The organism is Bradyrhizobium sp. USDA 376 (assembly GCF_054063675.1).
Map to the genome: position 1 here is coordinate 8,085,914 of NZ_JBSSGN010000001.1, position 26,728 is coordinate 8,112,641.

Consider the following 26,728-nt stretch of genomic DNA (forward strand, 5'->3'; position numbering starts at 1 on the left):
GGGAGGACTGCAATGAAGAGCGAAATCACCGGCATCACGCGGGCCAATGAGGGAATCCAGGGCATTTCCTGGAACATCCTCGGCCAAACTTACGTGCCGAAGAGCTATGCCGAGAACAGCTTCTCCTGGCACGCGACGCTGCCGCCGGGCACGTTCGTGCCGCCACACATCCATCCCGACCAGGATGAATATCTCTATATGCTGGAGGGCAAGCTCGACTTCGTGCTCGGCAATTCGGAGGCGCAGGCGACTGCGGGCGACCTGATCCGTCTCGGCATGGGCGTGCCGCACGGCATTTTCAACAAATCGGAGCAGACCGCAAAGGTGCTGTTCTGGGTCTCGCCGAGCCGCAAGCTGTTCGACCTGTTCTGGGGCCTTCACAACATGAAGGAACAGAAGCCCGAGGACGTGGTGGCGATGGCCGCCGAGTTCAATGTCCACTTCCTGCCGCCGCCTCCCGGCGCCGGCTAACAGCATGCCCCCGGAAAAGTGTGAAGCGGTTTTCCGGAAGGGGCATGCTCAATCAGAAGTGCATCAAGCACGCACTGCCGCAAGTCCTGGCACTGCGGCGAAGCCTGCCTTTGTAGCGTAGCCACGCACGATCGCCTCGCGCTGGGAATAGCTCAGCACGTTATCGACATTGTCGAAGCCATCGGGCGCGAGCTGCTCGACGGCATCGATGACGCCCTCCGGGCCGCCGCGGCGGTTGGAGCGGACGATGTCTGCGGTCATCGGCAGGCGCTTCTTCTCATATTCGACCAGCGCCTGGCGCGGATGCTCGGCACGCACCAGCGCATCCGCGAGGCACCGCGCATCGAGGATCGCCTGCGATGCGCCGTTGGAGCCGACCGGGTACATCGGATGCGCGGCATCGCCGAGCAGCGTGACGCGCCCGGACGACCAGTATGGCAAGGGATCGCGGTCGCAGGTCGGATATTCGTAGAATTCAGGTGTTGCCGAGATCAGGCTCTTGACGTCGATATAAGGCACCGAGAAGCGCGCCACATGCGGCATCAGCTCCTCGCGGCGGCCCGGCCGCGACCAATCCTCCTTCCGCGGGGGCGGGGCATTGCCTTCACCGACCTTCACCAGCACCGCCCAATTGGTCAGACGGCTTGCGGGACTCGATCCCTCCGCGATCGGATAGATCACCACCTTGGCGTTGAGGCCGCCGGCCACGATCATCGACTTGCCGGTGAGGAACAACGGCCAGTCGCGCGCACCGCGCCACAGCATCAAACCGTTCCAGCAGGGCGGGCCCTCGTTGGGAAACAGCGTCTCGCGAACGCGGGAGTGTATGCCGTCGGCACCGATCAGGATATCGCCACGCGCCGTGTGGATGTGCGCGCCGGCACGATCGAAGAAGTAGGCCGTGACGCCGCCCTCGTCCTGCGTGAAGGCACCGAGCCGACATCCGGTGTGGATCGCGTCCGCGCCGAGTCGCTCCTCGACGGCACGGTGGATGACGCCCTGAAGGCGGCCGCGGTGGATCGAGAATTGCGGCACGTCGTGGCCGGCGTCGATACCGCGGGCTTCGCGCCAGACCTCCTGGCCGTGGCGATTGAGGTAGTAGAGCTGGTCGGTGCGGATCGCGACGTCGTCGAGCTTCTGGAGCAGCCCAAGGCCGGCGAGCTCACGCATGGCGTGCGGCAGCGTGTTGATACCGACACCGAGCTCGCGGATGGTCTCGGCCTGTTCGAAGACCTCGCAATCAACGCCGCGCGAGCGCAGCATCAATGCCGTGGTGAGACCTCCGATACCGCCACCGACGATAATCGCCTTCATCACCCAAACTCCACTCGAAACACAGGCAATGGGTTAACGTCGCACGGGCGGTCACTCCGCCGCAAGCGGCTTTGTCGCCTCCGCCTTCAGCTCGGCCCGGGTCTTGGGCTTAGCCTTAATTCTCAGCTCGTCGAGATCCTGCCGGTCGCGCACGCTGTTGCGGAAAATCTGATCTTTTCCGGGCAGATATTGCGGGGGGCAGAAGGCGTCGTTTGCCCCGTACCAGGCCGCCGCCTTCATGGTGAAGAAGGGGTCGACCAGATGCGGACGCCCGAGCGCGACGAGATCCGCCCGGCCGGCCGCCAAGATGGTGTTGGCCTGATCTGCCGTCGTAATGTTGCCGACGCACATGGTGGCGACCCGCGCCTCGTTGCGGACCTGGTCGGAGAACGGGGTCTGGAACATGCGGCCGTAGACCGGCTGCGCGTCGCGCACGGTCTGCCCGGTCGAGACGTCGACGAGATCGACGCCGGCCTCGGCGAAGGCGCGGGCGATGGCCACCGCGTCGTCGCCAATGATGCCGCCATCAACCCAGTCGGTTGCGGAAATGCGCACCGACATCGGCTTATGCGACGGCCAGACCGCCCGCAGTGCCTCAAAAACCTCGAGCGGGAACCGCAGGCGGTTTTCGAGCGAGCCGCCATACTCGTCCGTGCGGGTGTTCGTCAGTGGCGAGATGAAGCTCGCGAGCAGATAGCCGTGGGCGCAGTGCAATTCGAGCATATCAAAGCCGCAGCGCTCACCGCGCTCGGCTGCCGCAACGAAAGCGTCCCTCACCGCATTCATGCCGGCGCGATCGAGCTCGCGCGGCACCTGGCTGTCCGGGAAATAGGGTAGCGGCGATGCCGAGACCACGTCCCAGCCGCCCTCCGCCAGCGGACGGTCCATGCCGTCCCACATCAGCTTGGTCGCGCCCTTGCGGCCGGCATGGCCGATTTGCAGGCAGATTTTCGCGGCCGAGTTGCCGTGGACGAAATCCACGATGCGGCGCCACGCCATCTCCTGCTCGTCATTCCACAGGCCGGCGCAGCCGGGCGTGATCCGGGCGTCGCGGCTAACGCAGGCCATCTCCGTGAAGATCAGGCCGGCGCCGCCGATCGCGCGCGAGCCGTAATGCACGAGGTGGAAGTCGGTCGGCACACCTTCCTTCGCCGAATACATGCACATCGGCGACATCACGGCGCGATTGGCGATCTCCATCTCACGCAGGCGGAACGGTTGGAACAGCGGCACCAAGGGCTTATTGGTGTCGACGTCGAAGCCGCTGCTGCGAACCTTCTTTGCGAAGGACTTTTCGACCTCGGCCACAAAATCGGGCGCACGAAGCTTGAGATTGTCGTAGGTGATCGCCTTCGAGCGCGTCATCACGCCGAAGGCGAACTGCACGGGATCGAAGTCCCAGAAGCGGTCGACGTGCTCGAACCAGACCAGCGAGACGTCGGCGGCGTGCTGCGTCTTCTCGACCTCCTCACGGCGGCCGTGCTCGTAAACTTCCAGCGCCGCCTTGATGCTGGGCGCCTTCTCCATTGCTTCTGCCAGTGCGATTGCGTCTTCCATCGCGAGCTTGGTGCCCGAGCCGATCGAGAAATGCGCGCTCGCCTTGGCGTCGCCGAGCAACACCATGTTGTTCCTGACCCAGCGCTTGCTGCGGATCATCGGGAAATTCCGCCACATCGAGCGGTTGGTGAGCAGCTTGTGGCCATCTAGGAACCAGCCGAAGATGTCGGCCATCCGCGCTGCGGATTGGGTCTCGTTCAGACCCGTCAGCCCCGCGCGTTCGAACGTCTCGGGATCCGTCTCGAATATCCAGGTCGAGTGCCCCGCCTCGTACTGATAAGCATGGGCGATGAACGGCCCCCACTCCGTTTCCTGGAAGATGAAGGTGAAGGCATCAAGCGGCCTGGTCGAGCCCATCCAGGCGAACTTGTTGGCGCGGACGTCGACCTCCGGCTGGAAATGGTCGAGGTATTTTTCACGAAAGCGGCTGTTGATGCCATCGGCGAGCAGGATGAGATCGGCATCGGCGAAGCGGGATTCGTCGTCGATATCCACCTCGAAATGCAGCGCGACGCCAAGCTCCCGCGCACGCTCCTGGAGGATCAGGAGCAGCTTCTGCCGCGAGCAGCCGCAAAAGCCGTTGCCGCCGACCCGGTGTACGGTGCCGCGGAAGTGCACGGCGATATCGTCCCAGTAGGCGAATTCCTGGGTGATGCGGCGGTAGCTCGGAAGATCGTGCTTCTCGAAATTGTCGAGCGTGGCGTCGGAGAACACCACGCCGAAGCCGAAGGTGTCGTCGGCGCGGTTGCGCTCATACACGGTGATGTCGGCGCTTGGCCGCTGCTTCTTCAGCAGGATCGCCGCATAAAGACCCGCAGGTCCGCCACCGATGATCGCGACTTTCATGGGAGCCTCGCCAATTCAACCGGCCATGAAAACTATTTTAAGCCTAAAATAATTTCACGCAAGTCCCCGTCGCTGGCCTGGCTGCGGATATTAGCAGCCGGCTCAGTCGCCCCTGAAGACCGGCTTGACCTTGTTGGCGAAGGCCTCGAATGCGCGCTCGAAATCCGCCGTGGTCATGCACAGCGCCTGGGCGACGGCTTCCGCCTCGATCGCCTCCTCCACCGACATTGCCCATTCCATCGCCAGCATCCGCTTGGTCATGGTGTTGGCGAAGGTCGGCCCTTCCGCAACCTGCCTGGCCAGGACCTGCGCCTGGGGCAGCACCTGCTCGGGTGTGACGATCCGGCTGAAGAAGCCCCAGCGCTCGCCCTCCTCCGCGGTCATGAACCGGCCGGTATAGAGCAACTCGGAGGCGCGGGACTGCCCAATGATGCGCGGCAGGATGGCACAGGCGCCCATGTCGCAGCCGGCAAGGCCCACCTTGTTGAACAGGAATGCCACCTTTGCTCCGCTGGCAGCGAGGCGCATGTCGGAGGCCATGGCGATGATCGCCCCGGCGCCCGCGCAGATGCCCTCGACCGCGGCCACGATCGGCTGCGGACAAGCCCGCATCGCCTTGACGAGATCGCCGGTCATCCGGGTGAAGGCCGTCAGCCCCTTGGTGTCCATCTTGACGAGCGGGCCGATGATCTCGAACACATCGCCGCCGGACGAGAAATTGCCGCCGGCGCCAGTCACGACGATGGACTTGACAGCGTCGTCGAAGGCGCAGGCACGGAAGAAATCGGTCAGCTCCCGGTAGCTTTCGAATGTCAGCGGGTTCTTCCGCTCGGGACGGTTAAGCGTCACCATGGCAACACCGTCGACCACAGCCAGCAGGAAGTGCTGCGGCGAATAGTCCGCGAGCGGTACGGTCACGGGATTGGCTGGTCTGCTCATATGATCTCCTTGACCTTCCTGTTCTGAACTTGCGCCACGCTAGATCTCGCCGCCAGCAACGGCGATCGCCTGCCCGGTGATGGCCCCGGCGCCCTCGCCGCACAACCAGAGCACGGCGTCCGCCACCTCCTGCGGTGTGATCAGCCGTCCTTGCGGATTGTGCTTGGCGAGGTCCGCAATCGCCTGTTCGCGACTTCGGCCCGTCTTCTTCATGATATTCTCGATGCTGCCGGCGACGAGATCGGTGTCCGTGAAGCCGGGGCACACTGCATTCACCGTCACATTGCTGCCAGCCATCTCGAGGGCGAGCGAACGCACGAGCCCGACCACGGCGTGCTTCGCCGCAGTGTACGCGCTGACATAGGCATAGCCTTTGAGGCCGGCTGTCGACGCAACCGCCACGATGCGTCCATAGGGGCGATCCTTCATTCCCGGCAATACCGCGCGGATGGCATGGACCACGCCCATGAAATTGACGTCCATCATGCGCGAGAAAAGGGCACTGTCCGATTTGACGAACGGCGCGGATTCGGCGCTGCCTGCGTTGGCGATCAGGATATCGATCGGCTGGCGCGCACTCGCCTCCGTGATGGCGGCGTTCAGCGACATCTCATCCGAGACGTCGGCGACGGCTGCGAAATGCGCGGCTCCCGCCTTGATCGCCTCTTCGAGAGTTGCGGCGTTCCGGCCGAGCACCGTTACGGTTGCGCCGGCCCCGACGAGAGCGGCTGCGATCGCGCGGCCGATGCCGCGGCCGCCACCGGTCACCAGCGCGTGCGGCGATTGCGGCAATGCGGACATGCGCTGGCTCCTCGGGATCTGCTGATCGCTCGTTCGGATATATTTTAAACTTCAAATTTTTGCAACGAAAGCGCCGATCGGCGCCGTGAACAGTCTGCGCCAGAGACCGGCCCGGAAATTGCTTTAAGTATAAAATTATCTCTTTCCATCCCCCACAGGCCTGTTAGCATCGCGGGGCCAAGCAAAAGGATGTCGCGTGTCGCAGCCTGCGCCAATGATAACAAAGGACGGACGCTTCGCCTATGAAGCTGCGGGCAACCCCGGCGCGACACCCTTGGTTTTCCTGCATGGCATCGGTGGCGCGGCGCGCGCCTGGCGGCACCAGCTGGCTACATTCGGCAGCCGCTTCCGCGCGATCGCCTGGGACATGCCCGGATATGGCGGATCGGCACCGCTTGCCAGCGTCAGCATCGCTGCCCTGGCCGATGCGCTCCAGCAATTCATCGAGCAGCTTGGTGCGACCAGGCCTATTCTGGTCGGCCATTCCATCGGCGGCATGATCGTCCAGAAATGGCTGGTGCAATCGCCGAAACTGGCGCGCGCGGTCGTTCTTGCGCAGACCAGCCCAGCATTCGGCAAGGCCGACGGCGACTGGCAGAAATCGTTCATAGCAGCGCGCCTCGGGCCGCTCGATCGCGGTGAGACGATGAAGTCGCTGGCGCCTTCACTGGTGAAGGAACTTGTCGGCGACGATCCTGATCCCAGGGGAATGGAGCTTGCACGCGAGTGCATGGGAAGTGTGCCGGAGGCAAGCTACCGCGCCATGATTCTGGCCCTGATCGGCTTCGATCAGCGCAGCACGCTCAAGGATATTTCCGTGCCGACACTGCTGCTGTCCGGCTCCAGGGACAACAATGCGCCCGCGCCGATGATGGCGAAGACAGCGACCTACATCCCTTCCGCCGAATACACTGAACTCGCCGGCGTCGGCCATCTCGCCAACCTTGAGAGGCCCCGCGCCTTTGACGAGGCACTCGGCCGGTTCCTGAATTCCGTCGCGACCAAAGCGTAAGGTGACTGCGCAATGACCATGCAAGTCAGCAAGACTATCGGCGCAACCGGCAAGGTCGCGCTGGATGCGCCGATCTTCGACCCCGTCGCATTCCGCCTCAGCGACGAGCAAGCTGGCATCATCACGCGCGCCCGTGAAATCGGTCAGAGCGTGTTCGCCGGCCGTGCGGCGGCCTACGATCGCGAGGCGATCTTCCCGACGGAGAATTATCGCGATCTGCACCGCGTCGGTCTGCTCGGTATTGCCGTCCCCAAGAAGCATGGCGGGCTTGGCGCGAACTACCAGACCTATGCACTCGCGGCCGCCGAAATCGGCCGCTATTGCGGCGCCACCGCGCTAACCTGGAATATGCACGTCTGCTCGACCCTGTGGTCGGGGCCCCTCGCCGATGATCTCGACATGGATACGGCAACCCGTGCAGAGCACGAGCGGCGCCGCGCAATCCACTACAAGCGCATCGTCGAGGATGGCGCGGTCTACTCGCAGCCCTTCTCCGAGGGCGGCGCGGCGGCCGCAGGCGGCGTTGCCTTCGGCACGGAAGCGAGGCCAGTGGAGGGTGGTTGGATCGTCAACGGCAAGAAGATCTTTGCATCGCTCTCCGGCCACGCCGACTATTACGGCGTGCTGTGCACCGAGATCGAAGAAGGCGAGAAGGCTTCGCGCCGCAATACGCTTTACCTCGCGATCTCCGCAAAATCGGAAGGCGTCTCCGTTGTCGGCGACTGGGATCCGCTCGGCATGCGCGGCACGGTCTCGCGAACGCTGCTGTTCAAGGATGTGTTCGTCCCGGAGGATTCGGCGCTGATGCCGCGCGGCGTCTATTTTCAGGCTGCGATGCGCTGGCCGCACATGTTCCTGACGCTGTCGCCAACCTATATGGGCCTCGCGCAAGCGGCCTATGACTTCACGGTGCGCTATCTTCGTGGCGAGGTGCCGGGTATGCCACCGGTCAAGCGACGGATGTATCCGACCAAGCAGATCGCGGTCGCGCAGATGCAGATCAAGCTCGAGCAGATCAAGTCGATCTGGTTCCAGGCCGTGACCGAAGCACGCGCCAATCCGAGCAAGGAGCAGGTGTTACGGGCCTATGCCGCGCAATATTCGGTGATGGAAGGCGCAAACGAGCTCGCCGCGCTCGCGATCCGCACCTGTGGCGGCCAGGCCATGCTCCGGTCGCTGCCGCTGGAGCGCATTTACCGCGACAGCCGGTGCGGCTCGCTGATGCTGCCCTGGACGGCCGAGCTTTGCCTCGACCGGATCGGGCGCGAAGCGCTGTACGAGGCCAGCGAAACGGACGACTGACGGTGGACCTCTGTAGTCTGATCGATCGCAACGCGGCGTTTGCGCCAGACAAGACAGCCATTGCCTTCGAAGGGGAACGGCTGAGCTATGCTGCATTCGCCGCGCGCATCGAGCGAACGGCCACAGCCTTGAAGCAGGAGCTCGGCGTCGGTCGCGGCGACCGCGTTGCGATTCTCAGCCTGAACCGGCCGGACTATCTGGTTCTGCTCTACGCGTGCGCGCGGCTCGGCGCGATGCTGGTGCCGCTGAACTGGCGGCTGGCCATCGCCGAGCAGCTCTTCATTCTCACCGATGCGGGTGCCAAGGTGCTGGTGCTCGAGCAGGCATTCGAGGGAGTTCTCCCGGAGCTCGCGCAGATCGCGCCGGGCGCCGCCGTCATCGGCTTCGATTTCACGCCTCCTCGCGGCACGACATTCGAAAGCCTGCTGGCCCGTGGCGAAGGCAACGGCCGCAACCCGCACACCAATCTCTCCTGCCCGCTCCTGATCGTCTACACATCAGGAACGACCGGACGGCCCAAAGGCGCCGTATTGCGCCAGGAGGCGCTGTTCTGGAACGGCGTCATGAGCCAGCACATGCACAACATGACGTCCGACGATCATGTGCTTACGGTGCTGCCGTTCTTCCACGTCGGCGGCCTCAACATCCAGACCACGCCGGCGCTCCAGTTGGGCGCAACCGTCACGATCCATGCGCGGTTTACGCCGGATACGGCGCTTGCTGCCATTGAACAGGAACGACCAACCCTGACGGTAATGGTACCCGCGATCATCCAGGCTGTGAGCGAGCATCCGGCTTGGCCTGCGTCCGATCTGTCTTCACTCAAGGCCGTCGCCACCGGCTCGACCATCGTGCCGCCCCACCTGATCGAGCGCTTCGTCGCGCGCGGCGTCCCGGTGCTTCAGGTCTACGGCTCGACGGAAACCTGCCCCATCGCGGTCTACACGCGGCTTGGCGGCGATCTTTCGCGCACGGGGTCCACCGGACTTGCCGGCCTTTGCTGCGAAGCGAAAGTGATCGACCAAGCCGGCGCTGAAGTGCCGGCAGGCACGCCGGGCGAAATCGCGGTGCGCGGCCCCAACGTGTTCTTCGAGTATTGGGGCAATGCGGATGCCACACGCGATGCGCTGCACGATGGCTGGTATCGCACCGGCGATATCGGCCTGTGCGACGCAGAAGGCTATTTCTGGGTGCGTGACCGCAAGAAGAACATGATCATTTCCGGCGGCGAGAACGTCTATCCGGCCGAGGTCGAACGCGTTCTGCTCGAGCACCCTGACGTCAGCGAATGCGCCGTGATCGGCCGGCCCGACCCGCGCTGGGACGAGGTGCCGATCGCCTATGTCATCCGGCGGTCAGGCTGCCGGCTCGAAGCGGACGAATTGAGAGTGCATCTTCAGGCGCAGCTCGCGCGTTACAAGGTTCCGCGTGACATCGTCTTCGTCACCGACCTGCCGCGTACGGCGCTCGGTAAGGTCCAGCACTTCCTGCTGAAGCAGCTTGATGCGCGCTCGCGCGCGCAAGGAGAAGCATCGTGAAGATTGAGGTCCTGGGTGGAGGAAACGGCTCTTTCGCGGCCGCTGGCGATTTTGCGCTGTCGGGGCACGAGGTGCGGCTCTGGCGCCGGAACGCAGATCAGGTCACGGCACATCGCGCCGCCGGCTCGCGCGTCCTGGTGAAGGATCATAACGGCCGCCACGACGTAAAGCTCGCGCTGGTCACGACCGATGTTGCCGAGGCGGCAAGCGGCGCCGAACTGATCCTGTGCCCTGCCCCGGCTTTCGCTCAGCCGGACATTGCCCGGCTCCTCGCGCCACATCTGCAGGACGGTCAGGTCGTGTTTCTGCCGCCGGCGACATTTGGCTCGATGATCTTCGCACAGGCCACACGGGATGCCGGCAACCACGCCCGGGTGAGCTTTGCCGAGACCGGCACGCTGCCTTGGCTCACCCGCAAGCATGGGCCGTTCGAGGTTGCGATCACCATCCGCGCCAAACGGCTGCCGGTCGGCGTGTTTCCGCTCGACCAGGCGCCGCACGCGCTCGAGGTGATCGGACGCGCCTTCCCCGATGCGATCGAACCATGCGGCGATGCGCTGTCCGGCGCGCTGATGAATGCGGGTCCCATCATCCATCCGCCGTTGATCGTGATGAACGCCGGCCCGATCGAGCATTTCGAAAAATGGGATATCCACAAGGAAGGCACGCAAGCCGCGATCCGCCGGGTTACCGACGCGCTCGACGCCGAACGCATCGCCGTGCGCGAGGCACTCGGCTACGGCGCGCCGCATTTCCCGCTCGCCCATCACTACGCGAGGGAAGGCGAGATCTGGATGTACGGCCGCGGCTCGCACGACCGGCTGACCGATTCCGGCGACTGGCGCGAACGCATCGTGCTGGCCGAGCACCGCTACATGCGTGAGGATTTGCGGCTTGGGCTATCGCTGCTGGTCTCTGTCGCCGGCTTGGCGGGCGTCGCCACGCCGTTGGCCAAGGCTTTTCTGGCCATCGGCGGCGCGGTGTGCGGCGAGGATTTCGCACAAGGCGGCCGAACGCTGGATACGCTTGGCCTTGGCAATCTCAGCAAGGCCGAATTGCAGACGCTGCTTCGCAATGGATTCTGATCGATGACCCGTCGCGCCAACATCGCCTGTCTCGGGGCTGGCCGCATGGGGCGCGGCATCGCCGTCGCGTTCGCCTATGCAGGGCATACGGTCACGATGATCGACGTCAAGGCCCGTTCAGCGGAAGGTTTCGCCAAGCTGGAGGCGGACGCACTCGGCGAAGTCGGGAAGACTTTCTCTAGCCTATCAAGGTTGGGGCTGCTCACCGAGGCTGATGTCGATCCCCTCATCGCTCGTGTGTCGGTGGTGCCGGCCAGCCAGAGCAACGCAGCGCTCGCCGATGCCGGATTGGTCTTTGAGGGTGTCCCTGAAGTTGTCGAGCTCAAGCTAGAAGTCCTGGGGGCAGCCTCGAGGCAGGTCGGTCCGGACACGATCATCGCCTCGACGACATCCACGATTCTCGTCGACGATCTCTCCGGCGCTATCATGAACCCTCGGCGCTTTCTCAACGTGCACTGGCTCAATCCGGCCTATCTGATCCCGCTGGTCGAGGTTTCGCCGGGCAAGGCCACCGATCCCGCCATCGTCGACGAGGTCAAGGCGCTGCTTGAAGGCATTGGCAAGGTACCGGTGGTCTGCGCGGCGACGCCCGGCTTCATCGTCCCGCGCATCCAGGCGCTGGCCATGAACGAGGCCGCGCGCATGGTCGAGGAAGGTGTCGCGAGCGCCGAGGAAATCGACAAGGCGATCCGCTATGGCTTCGGCTTCCGCTATGCCGTGCTCGGGCTGCTCGAATTCATCGACTGGGGCGGCGGCGACATTTTATACTACGCCAGCCGCTATCTCGAGGGCGCGCTCGGCAGCGACCGCTATCGGGCGCCCGAGGTGATTTCAAAGAACATGCACGAGGGCCGGATCGGTCTCCGCACGGGCGCCGGCTTCCTCGACTATTCAGGCATGGACGTCGATGCCTATCGCGTCGAGCGGCTGCAGGCCATGGTGGACCTGCTCCGGCATTTCAACCTGGCTCGCCCGCCCGTGCTCGACCGCAACTAGCCGAAGACGTCCTGGAGCACGCCCTCCCGGACCACCGCGACGCCATCGAGCTCGATGGTCGTTCCCATCATCGGCAGATCGAAATGTCCTGCCGTGTAGCGGCCGGCGAATTCGTTCGCGCCGGTGGAGAACAGGAAATTACCGGAGACTGCACGTATCTCCGTGCCGTTGGTATCGCGCTGGTCATACATCGACAGCGCCTCGTAACGCGCGCCCGGATTCATGCCGAAGCCGACATGCGACACGGCGTAGGCCTCGCGATCGCCCCAGGCGGCGAGATAGGCGCGCATCATCGCGGCATCCGTGCCCTCGCCTTCCAGTTCGACGACATAGTCGTCCTTCAGCGTCATCTTCACCGGCGAGGTCAGGTAACGTTTGAAGGTGAGATTGATGTCGCCAGGTGCCATTACCAGCGTGCCGTTGATCGTTCCGCTCTTGGGAAAGCTGACCACGATGCCGCCGGGCCAATGCGCCAGCGTGCCGGGCTTGTCAGTCCAGCCCCACACACCGACCGTTGAAGCACCGACCATATCAATGTCGAGCGCCGTGCCGGCCTTCGAGGTCACTCGCATGCGCTTGGTTCCGCGCAGCATCTTGGCTGCGGCGCGGACGCGCTTCTCCAACGCCGGATCCGGCACCATACGTTCCAACGCCTCCGGATGCTCGTTAGAGATCACCAGGATACGCGCGCCGGCTCTCAGGATTTCAGGCGTCTCCACCGCGTGCATCAGGCCCTCGATGGTGCAATCCACGACAAAGCCGGCCTGTTGAAGGGCGGTGATGACCGGACCGAGCTTTTGGATCGCCTCGCTCGCCCCGGTCGAGCGAACCGGAACGATATTCCGGTTGCGCGGCGTCGGCATCACCACGTGGAACGGCCGTGCGCCCATACGCAGCAGCGCAAGTTCTGCGAGATGAACATTCAACGCGCGCGATTGGGTCTCCGAGAGGATCGCCGCGGTATCACCGGCCTTGACGGCACATCGCTCAAAAATCTCGCAAAATGCGTCGATCCATTTTGCCTCGATGCGATCGGCCAGCATGGCTCACTCCCGGTATCGTGGTTTCTTGTTAAGTCAGATCACGCTTCGGGGAAGCCCCGCAAGAGGTACGATCGCACGGCGCCCAACAGGGCGTTCAAGATCAACCCCAGCAACGAGATCGTGATCAGCGGCACGAACATGTCGACGGCCTGGAACGTCCGGGCCGCCGTGACCAGGGCGTGGCCCAGCCCGTCCGTCGACGTTATCATCTCGGCCAGAAACACCACGATGCAGGAAATGACGAGGCCGATCCGGCAGCCAGTCAGGATCGACGGCATGGCCGCCGGCAATACGACCTTGAACAGGATTTCGTAGCGAGGCGTCCCTGCCGCCATGGCCGACCAGATCAGCTTCTGCTCGACCGTCGATGCGCCGTAATAGGTGGACAAAAGAATAGGGAAAAGTGCGTCCGCAGTCACCAACGTGATCTTCGATCCGTGGCCGAAACCGAGCAGCAGGAGGAGTGCCGGATAGAGCGCAACCTTGGGCAACGGCGCCAATACCCGTACGATCGGCCGGACCACGGCGTTGATTGCCGGACTGGCGGCAGCGGCAATGCCAATACTGACGCCGAGCACGACCGCGATCGCAAAGCCGGCAAACAGCCGGATCAGGGTCGCCGCGATCTCCTGCTGGAACGTCCAGGTCACGAGTTGCTGCAGCAGCCGGCTGAAGACATAACCCGGTGGCGGCAGCAGAACCGCTGGGGCAAAGCCAAACGATACGAGGCCCTGCCACAGCGCGATCACCAGCGCGATCGGCGCGAGCCCAAGAAGGAGGTTTGCTGAGAAAGCGCGCGATATCATGAGAAGCTCAGCGGCATGTCGAACTGAGGCTCGGACCAACGCACCAGCCTGGCGCGGATCCGCTCGAAGATCGCATCGAGGCAGATGCCCATCGCCCCCACGATGATGATCATCGCGAAGACTGTGTCGTATTGACCCATGTCCAGCGCATTAAACAGGATGTTCCCCGCGCCGGACTGCCGGGCGATCATCTCACTGGTGATCATTGTGATCAGAGCCAGCACCAATCCCGTGCGGCATCCGGTCAAGATCTCCGGAAGCGCAGCAGGCAGCACGATCCGGACCAGGCGTTGCAGGGGAGAGAGTCCCATCGCAGCGCCTGACCACAGCATCTTCTCTTCGACGGCCTTGGCGCCCTCGAAGCTGTGATAGATCACTGGCAGGCTGACACCGAGGAAGATCACCAGCGTCTTTGTGATGTCGCCGACGCCAAGCCACAGCATGATAATGGGCATCAATGCCGCCTTCGGCACTGGGTAGATGACCATCAGGAGTGGGTTAAAGAAAGCAGCAACGGCCCGACTCCGGCCCATCAACAGACCGAGCGGGATCGAAACAAGCACGGCTATGCCGAACCCGACCGCCATGCGACGAAGCGAGGCCAGGATGTTGATCAGGGATTCCTTGTCGCCAAGGATATCCGGGATCGCGCGGATCGCCTCGATCGCCGTTGGAAAGCTGTCGTTCTTCAGCACCAGCGCAGCGGCCTGCCATATTGCCAACAGCCCGACGCAGGCAAGCACCGGGGCGGCACGCTTGAGCACGGCAGCCTGCGACATCATGAGGGCGCCCCGGCTTCGTCGCTCTCGTCGAACATGCGTTCGATGTCCACGACGTATTTCTGGTAACGCGGATCGAGCAGCAATTCGTTGCGGCGACGCGGCCGTGGCAGATCGATATCGATGACCTGCCGGATGCGACCGGGCGATTTCGACATCATCACCACCTTGTCCGACAGGAAGACGGCTTCGTCGACCGAATGGGTGACGAACAACACCGTCTTGCGATCACGCTCCCAGATGTTCAGGAGATCGTTCTGCAGACGCGTCCGGGTATGAGCGTCGAGCGCGCCGAACGGCTCGTCCATCAACAGGACTTCGGGATGGTAGGCGAGTGTCCGGGCGAGCGCGACGCGCTGCTTCATGCCGCCCGACAGCTCCTTGGGATAGAAGTTCTCATAGCCCTTGAGGCCGACCATCTCAATCAGCGCCCGGCTCTGCGCGTCCGCCTCCGCGGCCCGCACACCCTGCTGGCGTGGCCCGTACATCACATTGCCCAACACCGTCTTCCAGGGAAACAGTGCAAACTCCTGGAAGACCGGTCCGCGATCCGGACCGGGTCCTGTGATCGCCTGCCCCTTGATCTTCGCCGCGCCACTGGTTGGGCTGACAAAGCCTCCGACGATGTAGAGCAGTGTCGACTTGCCGCAGCCGGACGGTCCGAGAATGGAAACGAAAGCTCCTTCGTCGATCGTCAGTGAGATGCCCGACAGCGCCAAATGGTCCTTGCGCGCCGAGGTCTGGAAAACCTGTGAGACGCTATCGATCTCGATGATCGCAGAAGCCGGCCTTTGTGACGTCACCGGTCTCACCCATTCGCTCGATCTCGAAGGCACTACCTTCATCCCGCTCTCACTTCACGCATCCGCGAACGTCACGCAATCGACCTGCTGATCCACCAGCAGGACGAGCGTAGCAAGAAGCCTGCCAGACGGACGATTGCGTTTGGCAACCCGCGGCTCGCGTCATTCGAACCAGGGCCATTCCGCCGGGCCTTCGTGCGTGACCGCTCCACCCGGCGCTTGGCCAACCAGTCGCGCATATTTCGCCAGCGCGCCGGCCCGATGCCGTGGCGGTCGCGGCTTCCAGTCGCGTCGGCGCGCGGCGAGTTCCTGCTCGTCGAGCAGCACATCCATGCGACGGCCAGCCGCGTCAATCCGGATCCTGTCACCGTCGCGAACAAGCGCCAGCGGACCGCCCACGAACGCTTCGGGAGAAACATAGCCAATGCACATGCCGCGGGTGGCACCGGAGAATCGGCCATCGGTGATCAGGGCCACCTTCTCGCCCATGCCCTGGCCGTAGATCAACGCAGTGACGCCGAGCATCTCGCGCATGCCGGGGCCGCCGACCGGCCCTTCATTGCGGATAACGAGAACCTCGCCCGCGCCGTAACTACGGTCACGAACCGCTTTGACACAGCCTTCCTCGTCTTCGAAAACGCGGGCGATACCCTCGAAGACCAGGCTCTTGAGACCTGCGACCTTGATGACCGCGCCGTCCGGACAAAGATTTCCCTTCAGCACCGCCACACCGCCATCCGGCATGATCGGCGCGCGCACGGTGTACACGATCTCCCCATCGGGGGCATTGGCCGTGCCGTATTCCTCCGCGAGCGTGCGGCCCGTGATGGTCAGGCAGCTGCCATCGATATGCCCGCTCTGAATCAGCTCGCGGATCACGACGGCCGCGCCGCCGATATCGTAGACGTCCTTCGCCGTGTATTTGCCTCCGGGGCGCAGGTTTCCGATCAGCGGTGTCCTGGCGAAGACCTCACCGACGTCGTCGATCGTGAACGCGATGCCTGCCTCGTTCGCAATCGCGGGCAAATGCAGTGCAGCGTTGGTCGACCCGCCTGTGGCCGCCACGATGGCCGCGCCATTCTCGAGGGATTTCCGCGTCACGATGTCGCGCGGGAGCGGCCCGCCGCGGGCCAGCATCTCCATGATCAGGCGTCCGGCGCGGCGCGAGATCTGCGCACGCTCGGCGTAGACGCCAGGCACCATCGACACGTTGGGGATGGTAAGACCCATTGCTTCCGATACCATCCCCATGGTGTTCGCCGTGAACTGGCCGGCGCACGCACCGATCGTGGGCAGACAAGCACGCTCGATCCGCTCGAGCGTCTCTCCGCCGATCTCGCCCGTCATGAAACTACCGACGGCCTCATAGGAGTCGAGCACCGTGAGGGTTCGCCCGTCGACGCGCCCCGGTAGCGAGCTGCCGCCATAGATGAAAATGGACGGCACATTGCAACGAACCATGCCCATCATCACGCCGGGAAGCGTCTTGTCGCATCCGCCGTATCCGATCAGCGCATCGTAGGCGAGGCCATGGACGACCGCTTCGATCGAGTCGGCAATCAGCTCTCGCGAAAACAAGGAAAACTTCATTCCCTCATGATTCATGCTGATGCCGTCGGAGACCGACACGGTGGAGAATTCGCGCGGCGTCCCGCCGGCCTCCTCGATTCCCGTCTTGGCTGCAGCCACCTGGAAATCATGGGTCATGTTGCAGGGCGTCTGCTCGCCCTTCATACTGACGACGCCGACCATCGGCCTAGCAATCGCGGTGTCATCGAGACCCATCGCGCGCATGAAAGCGCGATGCGGAGCCCGGTCGAGCCCGTCCGTCGTCACCCGTGATCGCAACTTCTTCATGCGTGCATCTTCTTCATGCAACGTGCCGCCGGACCGGAACGTTGCGATCTCATTGTCCGGATGGTTCGCTCTACCGCCTATTGCAGCGGAGCGACGATCGTCGGATGCTTGAACTGCGCAACGTCCAGCTTTGGCAGCATTCCCGTTTCTGCGTAGATGTCGAGCATCTTCTGAATGGCCGGGAAGTTCGGCGCAGCTCCCGGGTCACGGCCGAAGTCGTTCTCCTTGAGCAGGTAGGTCTCGAGCACCGGAACGGGAGCCTTCAGCACCTCGGACACGACCTTCAACGTCTCTTCGCGGTTCGCCAGAGCCTTCTTCATGCCCGACGTGATGTCACGGACATATGCTTTGACCAATTCCGGATTCTTGTCGACGAAATCGGCACGGCAGGCTTCCAGAATGTGCACGATGTTCGGCATGGCCTGTGACAGCGAGAACAGTTTCCTTGTCCCACCCTTCGCTTCTGCTCGCGCGGCAAACGGCTGGTTCATGTTGACCGCATCGACCCGGCCCTGGCGCAGCGCGTCTTCCGACACAGCAAAACCGACCTCGACCAGCTTGATATCCTTGGCCGGGTCGACGCCATTCTGCTTCAGGAGCAGGTTGAACGGCCCCTGCGTGCCGCCGCCGATCACGGAAATGCCGACGGTCTTGCCCTTGAGGTCGGCGATGGTCTTGATCGGCGAGTCATCCATCACCGCCCAATAGACCGAAAAGCCGCCGGGCTTCTCGAAGACATGCTGCGCCACGATGTAGGCCTTGAGATTGCCGCCAACCACGCCATTGGAGAGCGACAGCGGTGCCTGCGTCGCGCAATCCAGAGCGCCCGCCGCCAATGCCTGCGTCATCGGCGCGGTGCCCTGAAACTGGGTCCATTCGATGTTGTAGGTCTTGCCGATATCGGGGAATTCAGCCGGGCGACGCATCATCCAGTACTTGGACTCCTCGGCCGGGATCGTCCAACCGACGCGGATCGTCTGCTGCGCCCGTGAGGGGCCGGCGACCGCAATCGCGGCCGCCACCGCCCCCGTTGCCAGCATCAACCTCGAAACCGTTCGCATCGCGCCCACTCCGTTGCTCCGGCGCCGACCGGCGCCACCCAACCCGACCAGCCCAAATGTTTCATGGTTCAAACAATCAGGCAAGCCATGCAAGCCGGCCCGGTTTCGCCGCGGGGCACGCCATGTATGGTAATGCGGCGATCGTGCGCCATTGCGGTGCGACAGGAGGAGGCAACCTATGGCTGATACGAGCAAGACAAACCCGCAGGGCGCCGAGCGGCTTGGCTATGTCGGCCTCGGACTGATGGGAACACCCATGACCCGCCGCCTGCTCAAGGCTGGCTATCAGGTCACCGTCTGGAACCGTTCCGAGAGCAAGGTGGCTCCGCTCGTTGAAGCTGGTGCACGGCGCGCAATCACCCCCCGCGACGTTATGACGGACGCGGATATCGTCTTCATGTGCGTGACGGACGCCGTAGCGGTTGAGGAGGTGATATTCGGAGCTGAAGGTCTTTCGGCCGCGGCCGGCGCGGGCAAGCTCGTCGTCGACTTCTCGTCGATCCATCCCGACGCTGCGCGCGACCTTGCTACGCGCCTGAAAGACGCCAACGGCGCAGGCTGGATCGATGCACCCGTATCCGGCGGTACCAAGGGCGCCGAAGAAGGTACGCTCGCGATCATGGCCGGCGGACAGGCCGCCGATATCGAGAGGGTACGCGCCTACGTCCTCGCGATGGCGCGCAGGTTCACACATATGGGCCCCACCGGCGCGGGGCAGATGACAAAACTATGCAATCAAGTGATTGTCGGATGCGCGATGGCCGTCCTCGCTGAAGCAACCCGCCTTGCCGTGAACGCTGGGATTGACGCCAACCGGTTGCCCGAAGCGCTCGCCGGTGGCTTTGCGGATTCCATTCCGCTTCAGCTTTTCGTGCCACGGATGGTCCAGGGCATTCACTCCCCGCCACTCGGTCACATCGCCACGATGCTCAAGGACCTCGATACGGTCGCCGCTGTCGCGCAGACGACGTCGACGCCGGTCCCAATGGCATCGCTTGCGGGTCAACTTTTCAGGCTGGCCAACGCCGCGCGCGGCGCGGATGCGGACGCGCTGGAGATCTACAGGCTTTCAGCGGCAGAGCATTGAACTATCGAATTCGACCAGAAGCGCGTTATGGCGACTTCTTGCGTTCATCGTCGGCCAAGAAGCGACCATATGTTCCCCGCGCAAACAGCAGAGCTTCCTTGGCATTGTAGACATAGGCCTCGACTGCTCCGAGAAAAATCACATGATCGCCACCATAATAGCGGTTGACGGAGCGGCATTGAAAACTGGCGACGCTCTCGGCAAGCACCGGGGCGTTGCCGAGACCCGGTGTCCAATCGACATCAGCGAATTTGTCGTCGGACGATCTCGCAAATTTGTTCGCAAGCGCCTGCTGCGACGTGCCGAGGACATGGACGGCGAAGTGGCTGGCGTTCTGAAACACAGTCAGGCTCGAGGAATAGACCCCGAGGCTCCAGAGAACCAGAGGAGGATTCAAGGAGACCGATGCAAATGAATTGCAGGTGATGCCATAAGGCTTTCCATCCGCCGCCGTGGCGGTGATGATCGTTACGCCCGTTCCGTATGTGCCGAGCGCACTTCGAAAATCGCGGGGATCGATCGGCGAGCTGCCGCTCGCAAGTTCGTTGGCTGGATCGGGAGCGGCCGGCTGCTTCGGCAGATCATTCATCGGCCGGCCTCACAGCGTAAGATTTTCGGACGGTAGGCCCAGCGCCACGCGTCCATAGTTGGTTCCGGCCGCATCAAAATTGAACGCGAGATGTGAGTTGATCGCGTGTGCATCGCGGAATTGCCGCTGCAACCCCCCCGATGTGAACAAGCCGCGCGCTCCGCTCGCCGCAAACAGCATCGAGACCGCGTCGGTACACAAGTTCACTGAAAAGGCCCCATCCCGCCGATATCGGGTCTTGGCTGACATATCGGGAACATAACCACGCCTTGCATTCTCCATGGCATCCACACAAGCCGAACGCATGATCAGGCGAGCAGCGTCGATCTTGGCGGAAGCCTCCGCAATCTTGATCTGCGTGCTTTGAAAGTCGCTCAGCTTGGCTTGGTTGTAGGTGGACATGCGGTGACGCGCGACCTCGATATAGTCGTTCAGGCACGCCTGCGCATTGCCGAGCGCAACGCCGGACAAGACGTAAGGAAACAGCGAGAACACAGGTAACGTATACAACGGATTGGGATTGATCTTGCTCCCCGGCGGCCGGCCGCCGGTGAGCTCGCTAACGGCCACTGTCATATCGTCGGCGACGAAGGCGTCCCGGACCTCCACGTCGCAAGAACCCGTGCCTCGCAGCCCGGCGACATTCCAGGTGTCGAGGACCCTATAGTCGCCCTTCGGAAGCAGAAATATCCGATACTCGATGCCATCTGCCTCGTCTTCTGAGGAGACCACGCTTGCAAGCATGTTCCATTCGCAGGACGAGACGCCGGAAGAGAACGGCCAGCTTCCGTGCAGCTGGTATCCGCCCTTGACCCTCGTGGCGCGGCCGGCAGGAAAGATAAACGAGGAGGCAATCAGCGTATCGGGATCACGGCCCCAGACCAAATCCTGCGCCCTGTGCTCGAACATGCCGAGCATCCAGTGATGGCTCGCCAGATTAGCGAGATTCCAGGCCACGGACGCGTCCGCCTGACCCAGCAGATCGGCGCAGTCGATCAGGGCGACATAATCGAGCTCAGCACCGCCAAAGCGCTTGGGCTGAAGCATCCGGAACAGGCCGGCGTCGTGCAGATCCCGTTCGGTCTCGGCCGGAAGGTGTCGCAGCTCTTCGGTTCGGGCGGCTCGCTCTCGCAGTCGTGGCTGGAGCGCCCGAGCGTTCTCGATCATTGCTGCGTAAGCGCGCTCGCCGGATCCCGGCCCCTCAGGCTGGCCCACGCTCGGCTCTTGACCAGGCGCCATTCCGCATCCCTCGCTTTCTTACACTTATGCGGCGGGAAGATCGCCAAATCAAGCCGATCCCTTTGCACCTCGCTACCGGAAAAGGAGGCGATATGGCGAACTGGCATCGCAAAGCTGCGATCCGCAAGCCGCGCGATGCCTGCCGGCGAGGTTAACGTTCGGTCTCAAACCGAGGGCTTACCCGATCCAAAAACCCCCCTTTGGGTAAACTCAGTTATCCGACGCTGGTCATAACCGAGCGTGTCACGCAAGATGTCCAGCGTATGCTCGCCCAACAGAGGTGCGGCCACGGGATCGATTGCGCCGGTTAGGCTCATGGTAATCGGCGTCTCGATGTTGGGGACCCAGTCCGCGGTAGGATGCGGAATCCGGCCCAAACGATGGCGGTCGCGGGCCTCAGGTGCGTTAAAGCCCTCTTCGACGGTGCGGAGATAGCCAACCGGAATACTGGCCAGCTTCATCTTCGCCATCCAATTCTCGAGAGTATCGCTTGCAAAGACTTCCGCGATGGCTGCCCGCAAGAGTTCCTTGTTCTCGGAACGCGCCTTGCGCGTCGCGAATTTCGGATCGGTGATGAGATCTGGCCGGTTCAGCACCTCGACGACCAGCCGGCGATAGAGACGGTCGTTGGCGCAAGCCATGTAGAGTGGCCCATCGGAAGCCTCGTAGACGCCGACGGTGGGAGACCCACTCGGCGAATTTCCAAACCGGCCGGGATTTTGGCCGTTAATCAGATAGGCCATGCCGTAGAAACCCGTCATCGCCATTGCTATGTCAAACAGGGCGACCTCGACGTGCTGGCCGCGGCCCAGCCGATCCCGCGCCAGCAGGGCGAGAAGGATGGCGTTACAGGCCGTCATTCCCGTCGCGATATCCACGATGGGCGGGCCGGTGCGAACCGGGGGACCGTCGGCAAATCCGTTGAGCGACATGAAGCCGCTTTCCGCCTGGGTGATGGGATCGAAGCCGGGACGAGAGGCGAACGGCCCCGAGCGCCCATAGGCAGAGATCGAGCAGTAGACCAGCCGAGGGTTGAGTGGCGCGACCGCGTCGTAGTCGAGCCCGAATTTCTTCATGACCCCGCTCGAAAAATTCTCGACGACCACGTCAGCCTTGCGAATCAGATCCAGCGCGATCTCGCGGGCTTCAGGCACGGCGAGGTCGAGTGCGATGCCGCGCTTGTTGCGGTTAAGACTGAGATAGGCAGCGCTCTCGCCGCCGATTTCGGCGTGTTCATACGCGCGCGTATCGTCGCCACCGTCCGGGTTCTCGATCTTGACGACGCGCGCACCGAAATCAGCCAGCGTCTGCGTGCAGGCCGGGCCAGCCACCACGCGCGTAAAATCGACGACCAGCAGACCATCGAGCGCCGCAGGCCCTTCCGTTGCTCGCAAGGGACGTTCCGGCAATTGAGGCTTCGTGGACATCGATGACGCTCCCTTACATCGGCTTGTGGTCGCCGAATTTCCTGCAAGAGCAAACTTAAAGCCCGGCGCAGCCGACTTCGCAAGTGCTTCAACGACATTCCTGAAAACGCAAAAAGGCCCGGCAGCCGTCAAGCTGCCGGGCCTCTCGACACATCGGGCATACAAGGCTGCACCGGGCTTCGTTGCAAGTCGTTCTACCTACCGAAGGCCACGTTCCGCATCACGGGAAACCCGGCCCCTCAGCGCAACCGCTTTCGCCAGTATAGCGTATGCGACCAGGCCCAGGGCACCTCGGGCACGTAGAGCCGATAGCCAGCCCGGATGAAATTATTGGCAGAGGCCGGATTGTCCGTTGTATCCGAGACGATACTATCCCACCCGACACGCCGTCCCCTCGCCTCGATCGCCCGCATCAGCCTGAGTTGAAGACCGCGTCCCCAATGCCGCCGCATGACCCCGACGCGGCAGAAGTACCCGCTGTTTCGTGCATGGGTCGACGACACGACGCCGGCGAAGGCGACCGGGCCGTCGTTGTGATAGGCGAGCCACCAGGTGCCCAGCTCAAACCGAGGCATGGCCGCACCATCGAAGAATGTGAGCCTGTGCAGATCGCCGAGGGTCTCGACGATCTCCTCATCGTCAGCATCGACGACACCAATTCTGTACATGGGATGGCCCATTGACGGAAACAGTTCCAGATCGAGCCACGGCAACTCGGTCGTCGCCGCGGCTCATTTGCCCAACATGACTTTGACACCGAGCCAGGCAGCGCCGACCAAACCGGTGACGAGCACCGTGATCACTGCCTTGAATGTATAGCTCTGCGCCTGCTCCACGCTCTTCCGCCAACGCCGGAGATGCTGAAGGTCTGCCCTAACCTCCTTCCGATCGTCATCTTCGATACCAAAGGAGGCCATAACCGATGCCACGGCCTTCAATACGATCGCGTCGATGCTGTCCTGCTGGAGTCTGTGCTGCTCAGCCAGCGTTTCGGCAACGATCGCCCTGATCTCGTCCTCTGACATCTTCACCGCTTGATGATCCTTGCGACGTTCTCGAACCCGCGCTTGGCGAAGTAGAAGGAGACGACGAGATTGGCAGTGATCGCCGCAAATCCGGCCAGGGCGTCCGTCGTGCCGAGGCCGAGAACCTTGTCCCAAACAAGGAGCTTCGCGAAGTAGACGGTCACGCAATACCCGATCAATTTATCCGGCTCGTACCAGTAGCCGAGCTCCGCGACTCTATACTGCATGACGGCTTTGGCCTCGACCGTCTGCGCCGCGATCTCGCTCGCGGCCAGATCCGCCGCAATCTTCGTGTCGACATTCTCGGCTTTCAGTTTCGCGCTGTAGGCGTCAATCAACGCCGTGACGACGGGGCCGCCGAGAAAGGAGATAAGCGTCATCCACATTGATCTTTCCTCCGAAGGGTTCGCAGGCGTGCGATGATCGTCACGACGGAGATCACCAGCAGGATGCGCCCCGTTATCTTGACATCGCCGATAGCCGCGCTGATCTGGTCTTTGAAGTCGGGATTACCGAGCGCATCGGCGAAGTCGTCGATGACCGAGGCCAGCGCACCGGCTAGGCCGATGCAATAGCTCCAGGCGATGGTCACGGAATGCAAGCAGGCCGCCTTGATCCTTGCGAGCATCACGATTTGCCTCGCAACGTCGTAAGTCTTGCCTCGAGCGACTTGATCAGGGCGTCGGTCCCAGTCACGATCCGAAGGACGGGGTCCTTGCAGTACCAGCTGGTAGCAAAGCCGGCCGCGAAGAGAGCAATGTCGAACATTGTCCGCATGTTCACTTCCTTCCAAAGATCGCTCTGACCAGATTGACAACGAACGCGCCGATCGAGCCCTTCGACGGATTCGTTAGTGAAGGCCTTGCCGGGGCTCTAGCCGTCGGGCTCCTTGCGATCGCTCCCGCAAAGCTGATCTCGGAATCGAGCTCCATCAGAGCGATCATGAGCGCTGCGCATCCCAGTTGCGGATCGACCTTGCTCGGATCGTAAACGCCGTCCCGAACGTACTTTCCGGCGCGGTACTGATTGGTGCCCGCCCAGAGATAGGGTGACGGCACGCCGCGGGCTGCGTAGCCGATGCCGTTATAGGTCTCGAGCGCCGTCAGCGCCGCGGCGATCGACCAGTCCTTGTGGCGCGCGAGAAAGGGCGGGCACTTGACCAGAGCGTCGATCGCGGCCGCCTCCCACGAGGCGAACGGGCCGCGCCCAGCCGGAACGTGGACCGAGACGCGGTTCCAGGGGTCTCCCTGCGCCAGGGAAGCCTTCCAGTCCTGTGAGGATTCCCGCTCGTGAATGACGGCAATCGCCGGCCATGGGACGCCTGTCTCACGCTCGACGGCCTGATATCGGCGCCTGGCCTGAGAAAGGCGTAAAGCGACTTTGGCTGCTTCGGATTGGCGGGTTGGCTTGGCTTTTGACCAGCGGTCGCCGTTCGCCCGAGTGAGGGCGTTGAGGTCTACCATGGGTTGACTCGGTTGGGGGGTGTAGTAGTAGCCTCAAGTCATGCTTGAGGATGTCCATTTTTTGCTCCGGTGCCTGCGCTACAGGTTCAGAACCGAGAGCTTGCAGCTCAAAACTCTTCTGCACTTGCGGCTGACCGGCGCCACCGTCTTAGACATTGGGGCCAATAAGGGCATTTACTCCTATTGGTTAGCTAAAGCTGTTGGACGTCACGGACGGGTTCTCGCAATCGAACCTCAGCCAGAGATGGCCCAGTATATTCGTCAGCGCCGCCTTGGACCGAATGTCGAGATTGTCAACCTTGCTTTATCCGACGCCGACGGCGTATCTCAGTTGTCAAGAAAGCGTCCCGGAGACGGAAGCGCCTCTCTCTCTAGGAACATCGGCAGTTCAATACCCGTTAAACTCGCCAAACTAGATGATCTCGGACCAATCTCGAACTTGAAATTCATCAAGTGCGACGTAGAAGGGCACGAACTCAACGTCTTTCGTGGCGGAGAGCATCTAATTCGTCGGTTCTCTCCAGTGATCCAGTTTGAGAGCATGCTCGGGGAAATTGACCCGTTGCTAGAGTTCTTCAGCGATCTCGGCTATTTGGGAATTATGTTTCTTGGGAAAAGGTACGCACGAATAGAAGAACTCTCACGGAGTCCTCATCCCAAATTTGGATTGACCGGTCATCGAGATTTTTTGTTTTTTCCAAGGGATGCTGTCGGATCCATCATCCCGCGAGATCACCAAATGATGCGGTGGCACAGCCCCCTCTAAGCAATCCTCAGCAGCTTATTGGCGATAATCGTCGGTTGTGTATTGTTATGAGCGTTGCCGCCGCCAGCTGCGACGTTGTTGATCGTGATCCCAGTGGTCGCCGATCCCGTGTTTTGCGAGGAATAGTTGGCAAACGGCGCATTGCCGCCGGATGCCGGCTTCTGCTCACCGAACTCCGCACGCTGGTACGAGTGCACGTGTCCAGGATCGGACAACGTATTCAAGTGTGTATGTGAAGCCAATTGCGCTGTTGTCAGCGTATGGCTTCCCGTTGAGCTTCGCGCGAGGCAAGATGAAGCTGGATGTCATACGGTAAGATCGCGAACCGGCGCTTGAACGGCTGCGGCCAGGACCGTGGCGGAGGAATGGCCGCGATCGCGTTCATCGCACTTGCCGCCGCACCACCGAGGGTCGGGTCCGCGAGATCGAGCGCCACATGCATCCGCGATATGTCCTGCACGGCCGGCCAGAGCCGGTCCATGCCGAGCGATGCGCAGTCGGTCACAAAACGCGCCACCGACGCAGGCCCCGCTGGACAGGCGTTCACGCCGTTCAGTTCGCACCATTTGACGAACATCGGCGCATCGCGCAATCGTGCCTGCGCAAGCGCCGTGAGCAATGGATGAGTCATCGCTTCGCTTTGCGCAGCGCCTCGTGGATACTGCCCATCCGCCGGCGCAGATCGACGAGCTGGACGCGCCTGCGCAAGCTGTGCGGGCTCGAGTCGATCTCGCCGCCCAGCTCGGCATCGAACCTCTCGAGTGCCGCCACGCGCTTCTTCAGCCCGTACAACGCAAAATTCTCCGCGATGCGATCCGGTGACATCGGTTCGCCGTAGAGATTTCCGGTAATGGACTCGGCGCGTTCAATGAAATTCCTGCTGTCCTCGCTCACGGTAAGTTTTCCTATCGTAGATTCACTT

29 protein-coding genes are annotated in these 26,728 nt (G+C 62.6%); 8 read left to right on the top strand and 21 right to left on the bottom strand.

Features of this window, described 5'->3' with window-relative positions; translation table 11 throughout:
• The first annotated feature begins 12 nt into the window (after positions 1–12).
• On the top strand, positions 13–471 hold the full coding sequence (locus ACVJ19_RS38050) for a cupin domain-containing protein (protein ID WP_453954162.1): 459 nt from the start codon (positions 13–15) through the stop codon (positions 469–471).
• 63 nt (positions 472–534) lie between these two features.
• Here ACVJ19_RS38050 and ACVJ19_RS38055 read toward each other — a convergent pair whose 3' ends face one another.
• The 4 genes from ACVJ19_RS38055 to ACVJ19_RS38070 form a co-directional block, all read right to left on the bottom strand.
• Positions 535–1,785, bottom strand: coding sequence for a flavin-dependent oxidoreductase (locus ACVJ19_RS38055; RefSeq protein ID WP_453954163.1), 1,251 nt, complete (start codon positions 1,783–1,785; stop codon positions 535–537).
• 51 nt (positions 1,786–1,836) lie between these two features.
• The gene (locus tag ACVJ19_RS38060; protein WP_453954164.1) at positions 1,837–4,188 is read right to left on the bottom strand and encodes a bifunctional salicylyl-CoA 5-hydroxylase/oxidoreductase; all 2,352 of its coding nucleotides are present in this window, start codon (positions 4,186–4,188) and stop codon (positions 1,837–1,839) included.
• A 102-nt stretch (positions 4,189–4,290) separates the two neighbouring features.
• Complete coding sequence (locus tag ACVJ19_RS38065; protein WP_453954165.1) at positions 4,291–5,127, bottom strand: enoyl-CoA hydratase family protein; 837 nt, start codon at positions 5,125–5,127, stop codon at positions 4,291–4,293.
• A 39-nt stretch (positions 5,128–5,166) separates the two neighbouring features.
• The gene (locus ACVJ19_RS38070; RefSeq protein WP_453954166.1) at positions 5,167–5,928 is read right to left on the bottom strand and encodes an SDR family NAD(P)-dependent oxidoreductase; all 762 of its coding nucleotides are present in this window, start codon (positions 5,926–5,928) and stop codon (positions 5,167–5,169) included.
• A gap of 214 nt (positions 5,929–6,142) precedes the next feature.
• Here ACVJ19_RS38070 and ACVJ19_RS38075 point away from each other — a divergent pair, with 214 nt between their 5' ends.
• Genes ACVJ19_RS38075 through ACVJ19_RS38095 form a run of 5 tightly spaced genes read left to right on the top strand, consistent with a single transcriptional unit; the run spans position 6,143 to position 11,861 of the window.
• On the top strand, positions 6,143–6,940 hold the full coding sequence (locus tag ACVJ19_RS38075) for an alpha/beta fold hydrolase (RefSeq protein WP_453954167.1): 798 nt from the start codon (positions 6,143–6,145) through the stop codon (positions 6,938–6,940).
• A gap of 12 nt (positions 6,941–6,952) precedes the next feature.
• Complete coding sequence (locus ACVJ19_RS38080) at positions 6,953–8,242, top strand: acyl-CoA dehydrogenase family protein (protein ID WP_453954168.1); 1,290 nt, start codon at positions 6,953–6,955, stop codon at positions 8,240–8,242.
• A gap of 2 nt (positions 8,243–8,244) precedes the next feature.
• Positions 8,245–9,780 carry a class I adenylate-forming enzyme family protein gene (locus ACVJ19_RS38085; RefSeq protein ID WP_453954169.1) on the top strand — a complete coding sequence of 512 codons (1,536 nt, stop codon included), beginning with the start codon at positions 8,245–8,247 and terminating at the stop codon, positions 9,778–9,780.
• A complete protein-coding gene (locus tag ACVJ19_RS38090) occupies positions 9,777–10,865 on the top strand; it encodes an NAD/NADP octopine/nopaline dehydrogenase family protein (protein ID WP_453954170.1) in 1,089 nt (362 codons plus the stop codon). The genes ACVJ19_RS38085 and ACVJ19_RS38090 overlap by 4 nt, the downstream gene beginning before the upstream one ends.
• A 3-nt stretch (positions 10,866–10,868) precedes the next feature.
• A complete protein-coding gene (locus ACVJ19_RS38095; protein ID WP_453954171.1) occupies positions 10,869–11,861 on the top strand; it encodes a 3-hydroxybutyryl-CoA dehydrogenase in 993 nt (330 codons plus the stop codon).
• Here the strand turns inward: ACVJ19_RS38095 and ACVJ19_RS38100 are convergent.
• The 6 genes from ACVJ19_RS38100 to ACVJ19_RS38125 all read right to left on the bottom strand — a co-directional run bounded on the left by ACVJ19_RS38100 (position 11,858) and on the right by ACVJ19_RS38125 (position 18,210).
• Positions 11,858–12,904, bottom strand: coding sequence for a peptidase M29 (locus ACVJ19_RS38100; protein WP_453954172.1), 1,047 nt, complete (start codon positions 12,902–12,904; stop codon positions 11,858–11,860). The two genes, ACVJ19_RS38095 and ACVJ19_RS38100, sit on opposite strands and share 4 nt — an antisense overlap.
• 38 nt (positions 12,905–12,942) lie before the next feature.
• Positions 12,943–13,710 (bottom strand): ABC transporter permease, encoded by a 768-nt coding sequence (locus ACVJ19_RS38105; RefSeq protein ID WP_453954173.1) that lies wholly within the window; start codon positions 13,708–13,710, stop codon positions 12,943–12,945.
• On the bottom strand, positions 13,707–14,492 hold the full coding sequence (locus ACVJ19_RS38110) for an ABC transporter permease (protein WP_453954174.1): 786 nt from the start codon (positions 14,490–14,492) through the stop codon (positions 13,707–13,709). The genes ACVJ19_RS38105 and ACVJ19_RS38110 overlap by 4 nt, the downstream gene beginning before the upstream one ends.
• On the bottom strand, positions 14,489–15,334 hold the full coding sequence (locus ACVJ19_RS38115) for an ABC transporter ATP-binding protein (RefSeq protein ID WP_453954175.1): 846 nt from the start codon (positions 15,332–15,334) through the stop codon (positions 14,489–14,491). The genes ACVJ19_RS38110 and ACVJ19_RS38115 overlap by 4 nt, the downstream gene beginning before the upstream one ends.
• Before the next feature lie 120 nt (positions 15,335–15,454).
• Positions 15,455–17,149, bottom strand: coding sequence for a dihydroxy-acid dehydratase (ilvD, locus tag ACVJ19_RS38120; protein ID WP_453954176.1), 1,695 nt, complete (start codon positions 17,147–17,149; stop codon positions 15,455–15,457).
• Positions 17,150–17,226: 77 nt separating this feature from the next.
• Positions 17,227–18,210 (bottom strand): ABC transporter substrate-binding protein, encoded by a 984-nt coding sequence (locus tag ACVJ19_RS38125; RefSeq protein ID WP_453955286.1) that lies wholly within the window; start codon positions 18,208–18,210, stop codon positions 17,227–17,229.
• Between the two features lie 178 nt (positions 18,211–18,388).
• Between ACVJ19_RS38125 and ACVJ19_RS38130 the strand changes: the two genes are divergently transcribed.
• The gene (locus ACVJ19_RS38130; protein WP_453954177.1) at positions 18,389–19,297 is read left to right on the top strand and encodes an NAD(P)-dependent oxidoreductase; all 909 of its coding nucleotides are present in this window, start codon (positions 18,389–18,391) and stop codon (positions 19,295–19,297) included.
• Positions 19,298–19,322: 25 nt separating this feature from the next.
• Here ACVJ19_RS38130 and ACVJ19_RS38135 read toward each other — a convergent pair whose 3' ends face one another.
• The 8 genes from ACVJ19_RS38135 to ACVJ19_RS38170 all read right to left on the bottom strand — a co-directional run bounded on the left by ACVJ19_RS38135 (position 19,323) and on the right by ACVJ19_RS38170 (position 25,040).
• Complete coding sequence (locus ACVJ19_RS38135; RefSeq protein WP_453954178.1) at positions 19,323–19,886, bottom strand: flavin reductase family protein; 564 nt, start codon at positions 19,884–19,886, stop codon at positions 19,323–19,325.
• A 9-nt stretch (positions 19,887–19,895) separates the two neighbouring features.
• Positions 19,896–21,125, bottom strand: coding sequence for an acyl-CoA dehydrogenase family protein (locus ACVJ19_RS38140; RefSeq protein ID WP_453954179.1), 1,230 nt, complete (start codon positions 21,123–21,125; stop codon positions 19,896–19,898).
• A gap of 164 nt (positions 21,126–21,289) precedes the next feature.
• On the bottom strand, positions 21,290–22,552 hold the full coding sequence (locus ACVJ19_RS38145) for a CaiB/BaiF CoA transferase family protein (RefSeq protein WP_453954180.1): 1,263 nt from the start codon (positions 22,550–22,552) through the stop codon (positions 21,290–21,292).
• 239 nt (positions 22,553–22,791) lie between these two features.
• The gene (locus tag ACVJ19_RS38150) at positions 22,792–23,220 is read right to left on the bottom strand and encodes a GNAT family N-acetyltransferase (protein ID WP_453955287.1); all 429 of its coding nucleotides are present in this window, start codon (positions 23,218–23,220) and stop codon (positions 22,792–22,794) included.
• A 63-nt stretch (positions 23,221–23,283) separates the two neighbouring features.
• Positions 23,284–23,577: a hypothetical protein gene (locus ACVJ19_RS38155; RefSeq protein WP_453955288.1), complete on the bottom strand. Its 294-nt coding sequence runs from the start codon at positions 23,575–23,577 to the stop codon at positions 23,284–23,286.
• Between the two features lie 2 nt (positions 23,578–23,579).
• Positions 23,580–23,963 carry a hypothetical protein gene (locus ACVJ19_RS38160; RefSeq protein ID WP_453954181.1) on the bottom strand — a complete coding sequence of 128 codons (384 nt, stop codon included), beginning with the start codon at positions 23,961–23,963 and terminating at the stop codon, positions 23,580–23,582.
• Positions 23,954–24,169 carry a hypothetical protein gene (locus tag ACVJ19_RS38165; RefSeq protein ID WP_456739533.1) on the bottom strand — a complete coding sequence of 72 codons (216 nt, stop codon included), beginning with the start codon at positions 24,167–24,169 and terminating at the stop codon, positions 23,954–23,956. The genes ACVJ19_RS38160 and ACVJ19_RS38165 overlap by 10 nt, the downstream gene beginning before the upstream one ends.
• Positions 24,170–24,356: 187 nt before the next feature.
• Positions 24,357–25,040, bottom strand: coding sequence for a hypothetical protein (locus ACVJ19_RS38170; RefSeq protein ID WP_453954183.1), 684 nt, complete (start codon positions 25,038–25,040; stop codon positions 24,357–24,359).
• 40 nt (positions 25,041–25,080) lie between these two features.
• Between ACVJ19_RS38170 and ACVJ19_RS38175 the strand changes: the two genes are divergently transcribed.
• The gene (locus ACVJ19_RS38175) at positions 25,081–25,806 is read left to right on the top strand and encodes an FkbM family methyltransferase (protein ID WP_456739501.1); all 726 of its coding nucleotides are present in this window, start codon (positions 25,081–25,083) and stop codon (positions 25,804–25,806) included.
• Here the strand turns inward: ACVJ19_RS38175 and ACVJ19_RS38180 are convergent.
• Genes ACVJ19_RS38180 through ACVJ19_RS38190 form a run of 3 tightly spaced genes read right to left on the bottom strand, consistent with a single transcriptional unit; the run spans position 25,803 to position 26,700 of the window.
• The gene (locus ACVJ19_RS38180) at positions 25,803–26,030 is read right to left on the bottom strand and encodes a hypothetical protein (protein ID WP_453954185.1); all 228 of its coding nucleotides are present in this window, start codon (positions 26,028–26,030) and stop codon (positions 25,803–25,805) included. The genes ACVJ19_RS38175 and ACVJ19_RS38180 overlap by 4 nt on opposite strands.
• A gap of 29 nt (positions 26,031–26,059) precedes the next feature.
• The gene (locus tag ACVJ19_RS38185; protein WP_453954186.1) at positions 26,060–26,425 is read right to left on the bottom strand and encodes a hypothetical protein; all 366 of its coding nucleotides are present in this window, start codon (positions 26,423–26,425) and stop codon (positions 26,060–26,062) included.
• An 8-nt stretch (positions 26,426–26,433) separates the two neighbouring features.
• On the bottom strand, positions 26,434–26,700 hold the full coding sequence (locus ACVJ19_RS38190; protein WP_453954187.1) for a hypothetical protein: 267 nt from the start codon (positions 26,698–26,700) through the stop codon (positions 26,434–26,436).
• Between the last annotated feature and the right edge of the window lie 28 nt (positions 26,701–26,728).

What these genes read in the sequence shown, in the direction of transcription:
- ACVJ19_RS38050 (WP_453954162.1), top strand. Translation starts at nt 13, where the DNA reads ATGAAGAGCGAAATCACCGGCATCACGCGGGCCAATGAGGGAATCCAG.
- ACVJ19_RS38055 (WP_453954163.1), bottom strand. Translation starts at nt 1,785, where the DNA reads ATGAAGGCGATTATCGTCGGTGGCGGTATCGGAGGTCTCACCACGGCA.
- ACVJ19_RS38060 (WP_453954164.1), bottom strand. Translation starts at nt 4,188, where the DNA reads ATGAAAGTCGCGATCATCGGTGGCGGACCTGCGGGTCTTTATGCGGCG.
- ACVJ19_RS38065 (WP_453954165.1), bottom strand. Translation starts at nt 5,127, where the DNA reads ATGAGCAGACCAGCCAATCCCGTGACCGTACCGCTCGCGGACTATTCG.
- ACVJ19_RS38070 (WP_453954166.1), bottom strand. Translation starts at nt 5,928, where the DNA reads ATGTCCGCATTGCCGCAATCGCCGCACGCGCTGGTGACCGGTGGCGGC.
- ACVJ19_RS38075 (WP_453954167.1), top strand. Translation starts at nt 6,143, where the DNA reads ATGATAACAAAGGACGGACGCTTCGCCTATGAAGCTGCGGGCAACCCC.
- ACVJ19_RS38080 (WP_453954168.1), top strand. Translation starts at nt 6,953, where the DNA reads ATGACCATGCAAGTCAGCAAGACTATCGGCGCAACCGGCAAGGTCGCG.
- ACVJ19_RS38095 (WP_453954171.1), top strand. Translation starts at nt 10,869, where the DNA reads ATGACCCGTCGCGCCAACATCGCCTGTCTCGGGGCTGGCCGCATGGGG.
- ACVJ19_RS38100 (WP_453954172.1), bottom strand. Translation starts at nt 12,904, where the DNA reads ATGCTGGCCGATCGCATCGAGGCAAAATGGATCGACGCATTTTGCGAG.
- ACVJ19_RS38105 (WP_453954173.1), bottom strand. Translation starts at nt 13,710, where the DNA reads ATGATATCGCGCGCTTTCTCAGCAAACCTCCTTCTTGGGCTCGCGCCG.
- ACVJ19_RS38110 (WP_453954174.1), bottom strand. Translation starts at nt 14,492, where the DNA reads ATGATGTCGCAGGCTGCCGTGCTCAAGCGTGCCGCCCCGGTGCTTGCC.
- ACVJ19_RS38115 (WP_453954175.1), bottom strand. Translation starts at nt 15,334, where the DNA reads ATGAAGGTAGTGCCTTCGAGATCGAGCGAATGGGTGAGACCGGTGACG.
- ilvD (WP_453954176.1), bottom strand. Translation starts at nt 17,149, where the DNA reads ATGAAGAAGTTGCGATCACGGGTGACGACGGACGGGCTCGACCGGGCT.
- ACVJ19_RS38125 (WP_453955286.1), bottom strand. Translation starts at nt 18,210, where the DNA reads ATGCGAACGGTTTCGAGGTTGATGCTGGCAACGGGGGCGGTGGCGGCC.
- ACVJ19_RS38130 (WP_453954177.1), top strand. Translation starts at nt 18,389, where the DNA reads ATGGCTGATACGAGCAAGACAAACCCGCAGGGCGCCGAGCGGCTTGGC.
- ACVJ19_RS38135 (WP_453954178.1), bottom strand. Translation starts at nt 19,886, where the DNA reads ATGAATGATCTGCCGAAGCAGCCGGCCGCTCCCGATCCAGCCAACGAA.
- ACVJ19_RS38140 (WP_453954179.1), bottom strand. Translation starts at nt 21,125, where the DNA reads ATGGCGCCTGGTCAAGAGCCGAGCGTGGGCCAGCCTGAGGGGCCGGGA.
- ACVJ19_RS38145 (WP_453954180.1), bottom strand. Translation starts at nt 22,552, where the DNA reads ATGTCCACGAAGCCTCAATTGCCGGAACGTCCCTTGCGAGCAACGGAA.
- ACVJ19_RS38150 (WP_453955287.1), bottom strand. Translation starts at nt 23,220, where the DNA reads ATGTACAGAATTGGTGTCGTCGATGCTGACGATGAGGAGATCGTCGAG.
- ACVJ19_RS38155 (WP_453955288.1), bottom strand. Translation starts at nt 23,577, where the DNA reads ATGTCAGAGGACGAGATCAGGGCGATCGTTGCCGAAACGCTGGCTGAG.
- ACVJ19_RS38160 (WP_453954181.1), bottom strand. Translation starts at nt 23,963, where the DNA reads ATGTGGATGACGCTTATCTCCTTTCTCGGCGGCCCCGTCGTCACGGCG.
- ACVJ19_RS38170 (WP_453954183.1), bottom strand. Translation starts at nt 25,040, where the DNA reads ATGGTAGACCTCAACGCCCTCACTCGGGCGAACGGCGACCGCTGGTCA.
- ACVJ19_RS38175 (WP_456739501.1), top strand. Translation starts at nt 25,081, where the DNA reads ATGCTTGAGGATGTCCATTTTTTGCTCCGGTGCCTGCGCTACAGGTTC.